A 6,788-nucleotide genomic window follows, 5' to 3' on the forward strand; every position below is an offset into this window, starting at 1 on the left:
GTGGGCACGCTAGGACCGCTCCCCTGACAGCTAGTGTCAGTGGAATGCGGGCCAGTCGACTCCTGTCCATCCTGCTGCTCCTCCAGGCGCACGGCCGGCTCACCGCCGCCGACCTGGCCGCCCGCCTCCAGGTGTCGGCGCGCACGATCTACCGGGACGTGGAGGCGCTGCACGCCGCGGGCATCCCGCTATACGGCGAGGCCGGACACGACGGCGGCTACCGGCTCGTGGAGGGCTGGCGCACCCGGCTGACCGGGCTCACCGCCGAGGAGGCGGACCGCCTGCTCTTCGCCGGGCTCCCCGGGCCTGCGGCCGAGCTGGGCTACCAGTCGGTCGTCGCCGCCGTCCAGCTCAAGCTGCGGGCCGCGCTGCCCGCGCCGCTGGCCGACCGGGCGGCCCGGCTGGAACAGCGGTTCCACCTGGACACACCGGGCTGGTACTCCGACGGCGACCCGTCGCCGCACCTGGCCGAGGCCGCCGAGGCGGTGTGGCGGCAGCACCGGCTCCGGGTGCGGTACCAGGGCTGGCGGGGCGAGACGACCCGGGTCCTCGAACCGTACGGGCTGGTGCTCAAAGGCGGACGCTGGTACCTGGTCGCCGCCCGGCCGGACCGCGCCGACCCAGCCACCTACCGGGTCAACCAGATCCTGGACCTGACCCCGCTGGACGAGCCGTTCGAGCGGCCGGAGTTCGACCTGCCGGCGTGGTGGCGCGCGCACGTGGTGGAGTTCCGGGCCGGCCTGCACCGCGACGAGGCGCGCATCCGGCTGTCGCCACGCGGGTTCGCCCGGCTGCGCGAGATCGGCAGCGACGTCGTGGTGGCCGCCGCCGAGGCGAGCGCCGGCCCGCCCGACGCCACCGGCTGGGTGCACGCGGTCATCCCGATCGAGTCGCTCACCCACGCCCACGGCGACCTGCTCCGGCTCGGCGCCGACGTGGAGGTCCTCGCCCCGGCGGCGCTGCGCACCCGCCTGTCCGAAACCGCCGCCGCCCTGGCTGCCCTCTACCACCCGCCCTCCGCCCCGCCTCTCCCCGGTTGATCAAGGAGTTGGTGTCCTTCCAGGAGATCGACTCGGACAAAAACCCCTTGATCACGGGGGCGGGGTGACGGCGTCGGCCACCGTGGAGAGGGCTCGGTCGATCTCGGAGGGCGGGGTCGCCGCGTAGCCGAGGACCAGGCCGGGTGGCTGCGGGCGCCGGCTGTGCCAGGACAGCGGGTGGACCTTGACGCCGCGGCGCAGCGCCGCCGCCGCCAGCGCCCGGTCGTCGACGTCGCCGGGCAGCGTGACCATCAGGTGCAGCCCGGCCGCCGCGCCGTGCACCACCGCCCCCGGCAGGTACGCGCGGACCGCCCGGATCATCGCGTCCCGCCGGCGTACGTGCCGGTGGCGCAGCAGCCGCAGGTGCCGTTCCAGCGCGCCGGACTCCATCAGCTCGGCCAGCACGAGCTGCGGCAACGCCGCGTTGCCGAGGTCGGCCGCCCGCTTCGCGGCCACCACGTCGGCGTGCAGCGCGGGCGGCACCAGCATCCACCCGATCCGCAGGGCCGGCGCGAGCAGCTTGGAGATGCTGCCGACGTAGCAGACCCGATCCGGCGCCATGGCACGCAGCGCCGGCACCGGCGGACGGTCGTAGCGGTGCTCGGCGTCGTAGTCGTCCTCCACCACCAAGCCGCCGTCGCGTGCCCACCGCAGCAGCCGCCGGCGCCGGTCGCCGTCGAGCACCACCCCGGTCGGGAACTGGTGCGCCGGGGTGAGCAGCACGGCCGGAGCGCCGGAACGCTCCAGTTCGTCGACACACAGGCCCCTGTCGTCCACCGTAATCGGCGGTGTCGCCAGCCCGGAGTAGACCAGGTGCTGCCGTACGCCCAGCGAGCCGGGATCCTCCACCGCGACGGTGTGCGTACCCCGGTCGTGCAGCACCCGCGCGAGCAGGCCGAGCGCCTGGGACACCCCGGCCACGATCACCACCTCGGCCGGATCCGCACGAACGCCCCGGTTGCGGGCCAGCCAGTTCGCGACCGCGAGCCGCAGCGCGGGCGTGCCGGCCGGGTCGCCGTAGCCGAGCGCGGCGGGCGTCATCCGGTGCAGCACGGCCCGCTCGGCCCGCAGCCAGGCCGCGCGGGGAAAGGCCGCCAGATCGGGTACGCCGGGAGTCAGGTCCACCTTCGCCGGTACGGCGCGCAGCTCGTCGAACGCGTCGACGCCGGGCCGGGTGGCGAACACCTGCGGTGCTCTCCTCGGCTCGGGCGGCCGGGTGACCACGGCGGCCGGCGTGGCGACCACCACCGTTCCGGCCCGGCCGCGTCCGGCCACCTGCCCGTCCTCGGCCAGCCGCTGGTACGCCTCGGTCACCACACCGCGGGAGACACCCAGCTCGGCGGCGAGCACCCGGCTGGCGGGCAGACGGGTGCCCACCGGCGCCCGTCCGTCGGCGATGGCGGATCGCAGCCGGGCGGCGAGCCAGTCCGCGCGGCCGCCGGGCGGCGCCTCGCCGACGTCGAGCTGGAGGAAGTCCGCGCCGGCCGCTTTGGACTCCTCGGGAACGGCAGCTTTGACCCTGTCCATCGGGCCATTATGGGCACAGGCTGGACCGCATGACAGTCGCCTTCCTGCTGACGTCGCTCGTCGTCGCGATCACTCCGGGCACCGGGGTGATGCACACGCTCGCCACCACTGTGACCGCCGGACGCCGGGCCGGCCTGGCCGCTGCCGCCGGGGGCACGCTCAGCCTCGTCCCGCACGTGATCGCCGCGGTGACCGGACTGGCCGCCCTGCTGCGCGCCGGCACCCCGGCGTTCCGCGTGGTGACCTGGCTGGGCGTGGCGTACCTGCTCTGGATGGCCTGGTCGGCGCTGCGCGACCGGGGCACGTTCGCCCTCGACGGCGACCGGCCCCCGCGTCCGGCGGCGGCCGTGTTCCGGGACGGGGTGCTGCTGAACCTGCTGAACCCGAAGGTGACTGTGTTCTTCGTGGCGTTCCTGCCGCAGTTCGTACCGCCGGACGCGCCCGCCGCCACAGCGCGCATGCTCGCCTGCGGCCTGGTGTTCATGGCCGTCACGCTGCTGGTGTTCACCGGTTACGCGCTGCTGGCCGGGGCGTTGCGCCGACGGGTGCTGTCCCGGCCCCGGCTGACCGGGCTGATGCGGCACACCTTCGCCGGCAGCTTCCTCGTCCTGGGCCTCGGCCTCGCGTTCACCGCCTAGCCCTCAGCACCTGGAAGGAGTCTTCCCGTGCGTTTCCGGCACTCCCCCGAGATCTGGTCGGCCTTTCCCGAACTGACCTGCGGCGTCCTGCACGCCACCGGCGTCACGCCCGACGTCGACGTCACGCCACGGCTGGCCGGGTATCTCGGCACCGCCCGGGACCGGCTCGCCGCCGGGCCGGAGGGCGGCTTCCCGGAGATCCAGGCGTGGCGTCGCGCGTTCGCCCGGATGGGCTGCCCGCCGACCCGCTACCGCTGCGCGGCCGAGTCGCTTTTGCGCCGGTTGCGGCGGGACGGGGACCTGCCCCGGCTGCATCCGCTCGTGGACCTCGGCAACGCGCTCTCGGTCCGGTACGCGGTCCCGGTCGCAGTGCTCGACGTGGCCCGGATCGGCGGCGACCTGACAGTGCGCCCGGCCGACGGCACGGAGTCCTATCTAGGGCTCGGCGGTGACAGCGAGCAGCCCACGCCCGGCGAGGTGATCTTCGCCGACCAGGGCGGGAACGCGCACGCCCGGCGCTGGTGCCACCGGCAGAGCGGCACGTCAGCGGTACGGGCCGGCACCACCGAGGTGCTGGTGGTGGTCGAGGCGATGCACGACGGGGCGGCGCCGACCGTGCGCCGGATGCTGGACGAGCTGGCGGCGGCGCTGGCCGAACAGTGGCGCGTGCCGTCACGGACGGCGCTGCTCACCGCTGACGCGCCCGAGTTGGCCGTGCCGGTCCGGACGGGCTGACCCGCCGGCGTGGTGACGGCCGGTCGCGTGGCGTGACGCCGGCTCCGGGCGTCCGGCGACGACGCCGGCAGCCGCCCGGCTCGTCGTCAGGCATCGGGGTCGTCGGGGCGGTCGCGCGCCATCAGCTCGTCGTCAGGCGTCGGGGTCGGTGCGGTCGCGCGCCATCAGCTCGTCGAACTCGGCCGGGGTGATCTCGCCGGTGCGCAGCCGCCGGGCGTTGGCGGCGAACCGGGCCGTCGCCGCGCCGCGCGGGTCCGGCTCGGTGAGCAGCCCGGCGTCGGCCGTCAGGGCGCTCGCGGCGCCCGCCACATCGTGCGGATCGGCCAGGTCGACCGGCTCGCCGTGCAGCTCGCGCAGGGCGTCGGCGAGTCGCGCGTCGGCGGCGTCACCGGTGCCCCACAAGCGCCGGGCGAGGTCGACGGTGCGGCCGAGCGAATCCTCACCCACCCGTTCGGTGCCTATCTCGGCACGCATCATGCGCAGGAAGCGGATTGTCACAGCGTCGGAGTCATCGGCGATCACGCCCGTACCCTAGCGAGCGGCTACGACGAAACCGCCGGGCGAGCCGGGGTCGTCCGGCCGGTTGAGGTCGCCACCCGCGGGTAGTGCGCGGACATGCCCGAACGATACGAGGACTACGACCGCGTCGCGATCGTCACCGGTGCGGACTCCGGCATCGGCAAGGCGTGCGCGGTGGCGCTCGCCGAGGCCGGTTACGACATCGGCATCACCTGGTACGGCGACGCGGCGGGGGCCGACCGTACCGCCACCGAGGTACGCGCCACCGGCCGCCGCTGCGAGACCGCCGAGCTGGACCTGACCCGGCTGCCCGAAGCGGCGGCGGTGGTCGACGAGTTGGCCGACCGGCTCGGTGGCCTGGGCGTACTCGTCAACAACGCCGGCACCGGCCTGTCCGAGCCCTTCGTGGACGTGAGCTGGGAGAAGTGGCGGGACGTGCTGGCGGTGGACCTGGACGGGCCGTTCCTGTGCTCGCAGCGGGCCGCCCGGCGGATGCGCGCGGCCGGGCGAGGTGGCCGGATCATCAGCATCACCAGCGTGCACGAGCACGCGCCCCGGGTCGGCTCGTCGGCGTACTGCGCGGCGAAGGGCGGGCTCGGCCTGCTCACCAAGGTGATGGCGCAGGAACTGGCGGCCGACGGGATCACAGTCAACGCGGTCGCGCCGGGCGAGATCGCCACGCCGATGACCGGGCAGGAGGACGTCGACCCGTTCACGCAGGAGCGTCCCGGCGTGCCGGTGGGGCGCCCCGGTGACGCCCGCGAGGTGGCAGCGGTGGTGGCGATGCTCGCCTCACCGGCTGCGGCGTACGTGACGGGGGCGTCGTGGGCGGTGGACGGGGGGATGCTGCTGATGGGTCCGCAGGCTTCTGCGCTTTCCTCCCATTCGTGGCGCGCTGCTTAGTCCTTGGTCACTGTTCGGGCTCCGGTCACCGTTCAGGGCCGGGGGCGACCGTGCCCGGCTCCGGGCGGTCAGGCTTGATCCCTGCGCCGTGCACGGTCGCCCCCGGCCCCGTCGTGGGTCAGGTGCGTTCGTTGCTGCCGGGATCGGGGGTGGCTCCCACCGCCGCATCCTCTCGGGAGCTTGTGGGCTCGTTCTCGGGGTAGTGGCAGGCGGTTTGCTGTCTGCCGTCGTCCCGGGTGGTCAGCGCCGGTTCTTCGGTGGCGCACCGGTCGGTGGCCTTCCAGCAGCGGGTACGGAAGCGGCAGCCCGACGGCGGGTTGAGTGGCGTGGGCACGTCGCCGGTGAGACGGATCCGTCCGGCGGGCCCGAGCGTGGTGACGTCCGGGATCGCCGACAGCAACGCCCGGGTGTACGGGTGCTGCGGCCGCGTGTAGATGTCGTCGCGGTCGCCGATCTCGACGATCTTGCCGAGGTACATGACGGCGACGCGGTGGCAGAAGTGCCGCACGACGGCGAGGTCGTGGGCGATGAACACGAACGCCAGGTCGAGATCTTGTTGCAGGCTGCGCAGCAGGTTGATGACCTGCGCCTGAATCGACACGTCGAGGGCGGAGACGGGTTCGTCGGCCACGATCAGCTTCGGCTTCAAAGCCAGGGCGCGGGCGATGCCGATGCGCTGGCGTTGCCCGCCGGAGAACTCGTGCGGATACCTGTTGTAGTGCTCCGGATTCAACCCGACCAGTTCCAGGAGTTCCTGGACGCGTTTCTTGACGCCGCCGGGTGGGGTGATGCGGTTGACCTGCAACGGCATGGCCACGATCCGTCCGACCGTGTGGCGGGGGTTCAACGACGCGTACGGGTCCTGGAAGATGATCTGCAGGTCCTGCCGCAACCCGCGCAGCTCACCACGCCCCGCGTGGGTGATGTCCGACTCCCCCACCAGTCCGAGGGTCTCGCCCGGCCGCACGTCGAAGTCCAACCCGTCCACCGCCCGCACCGCGCCGGTGGTGCGCAGGCCTTGCCGGACGGGGAAGTGCTTGGTCAGGCCGCGCACCGACAGCAGCGGCTCGGTCTCGGTACTCATCGGGCCACCCCCACCTGGGCTACCTCGTCGCGGTAGATCCGCTCCCGATCCCCCGCCGACAGATGGTGCGGGACCGGTCGCCGTTCACGTCGGCCCACCGGCACCGCGGATGAAACGCACACCCCGACGGCAGGTTGATCAACGACGGCGGGTTACCCGGAATCGGCAGCAGGTCCGCGTCCGCGTCACCGTGCAACGACGGCACACTCGACAACAACCCCCACGTGTACGGATGCTGCGGCACCCGCAACACCCGCTCCACACTCCCGTGCTCCACCGCCCGGCCCGCATACATCACCAACACGTCATCAGCCACCTGACTGACCACACCCAGGTCATGCG

General features: G+C 73.7%; 7 protein-coding genes and 1 pseudogene. 4 read left to right on the plus strand and 4 right to left on the minus strand.

Annotated features, from left to right (window positions below; all coding sequences use genetic code 11):
* The first annotated feature begins 44 nt into the window (after positions 1 to 44).
* Positions 45 to 1,040: a helix-turn-helix transcriptional regulator gene (locus IF06_RS0129905; protein ID WP_030275035.1), complete on the plus strand. Its 996-nt coding sequence runs from the start codon at positions 45 to 47 to the stop codon at positions 1,038 to 1,040.
* Between the two features lie 51 nt (positions 1,041 to 1,091).
* Here the strand turns inward: IF06_RS0129905 and IF06_RS0129910 are convergent, their stop codons facing one another.
* Entirely contained in the window at positions 1,092 to 2,567 is a 1,476-nt protein-coding gene (locus tag IF06_RS0129910; RefSeq protein ID WP_030275036.1) for a PLP-dependent aminotransferase family protein, read from the minus strand.
* Positions 2,568 to 2,596: 29 nt separating this feature from the next.
* Between IF06_RS0129910 and IF06_RS0129915 the strand changes: the two genes are divergently transcribed.
* The gene (locus tag IF06_RS0129915) at positions 2,597 to 3,205 is read left to right on the plus strand and encodes a LysE family translocator (protein ID WP_030275037.1); all 609 of its coding nucleotides are present in this window, start codon (positions 2,597 to 2,599) and stop codon (positions 3,203 to 3,205) included.
* Between the two features lie 27 nt (positions 3,206 to 3,232).
* The gene (locus tag IF06_RS0129920; protein ID WP_030275039.1) at positions 3,233 to 3,940 is read left to right on the plus strand and encodes a B3/4 domain-containing protein; all 708 of its coding nucleotides are present in this window, start codon (positions 3,233 to 3,235) and stop codon (positions 3,938 to 3,940) included.
* A gap of 132 nt (positions 3,941 to 4,072) precedes the next feature.
* Here IF06_RS0129920 and IF06_RS0129925 read toward each other — a convergent pair whose 3' ends face one another.
* Positions 4,073 to 4,462: a hypothetical protein gene (locus IF06_RS0129925; protein ID WP_030275041.1), complete on the minus strand. Its 390-nt coding sequence runs from the start codon at positions 4,460 to 4,462 to the stop codon at positions 4,073 to 4,075.
* Positions 4,463 to 4,555: 93 nt separating this feature from the next.
* On the opposite strand from IF06_RS0129925, the gene IF06_RS0129930 reads away from it, so the two are divergent.
* Positions 4,556 to 5,362, plus strand: coding sequence for an SDR family oxidoreductase (locus IF06_RS0129930; RefSeq protein ID WP_013476724.1), 807 nt, complete (start codon positions 4,556 to 4,558; stop codon positions 5,360 to 5,362).
* A 118-nt stretch (positions 5,363 to 5,480) separates the two neighbouring features.
* Here IF06_RS0129930 and IF06_RS0129935 read toward each other — a convergent pair whose 3' ends face one another.
* Together IF06_RS0129935 and IF06_RS0129940 are read right to left on the minus strand one after the other, a co-directional pair.
* Positions 5,481 to 6,446: an ABC transporter ATP-binding protein gene (locus tag IF06_RS0129935; RefSeq protein ID WP_036311813.1), complete on the minus strand. Its 966-nt coding sequence runs from the start codon at positions 6,444 to 6,446 to the stop codon at positions 5,481 to 5,483.
* Positions 6,443 to 6,788 (minus strand): annotated as a pseudogene (locus tag IF06_RS0129940) (oligopeptide/dipeptide ABC transporter ATP-binding protein); the annotation flags it as partial. The gene IF06_RS0129935 and the pseudogene IF06_RS0129940, both read right to left, overlap by 4 nt.

The organism is Micromonospora globosa, assembly GCF_000717585.1.
Lineage (GTDB): Bacteria > Actinomycetota > Actinomycetes > Mycobacteriales > Micromonosporaceae > Micromonospora > Micromonospora aurantiaca.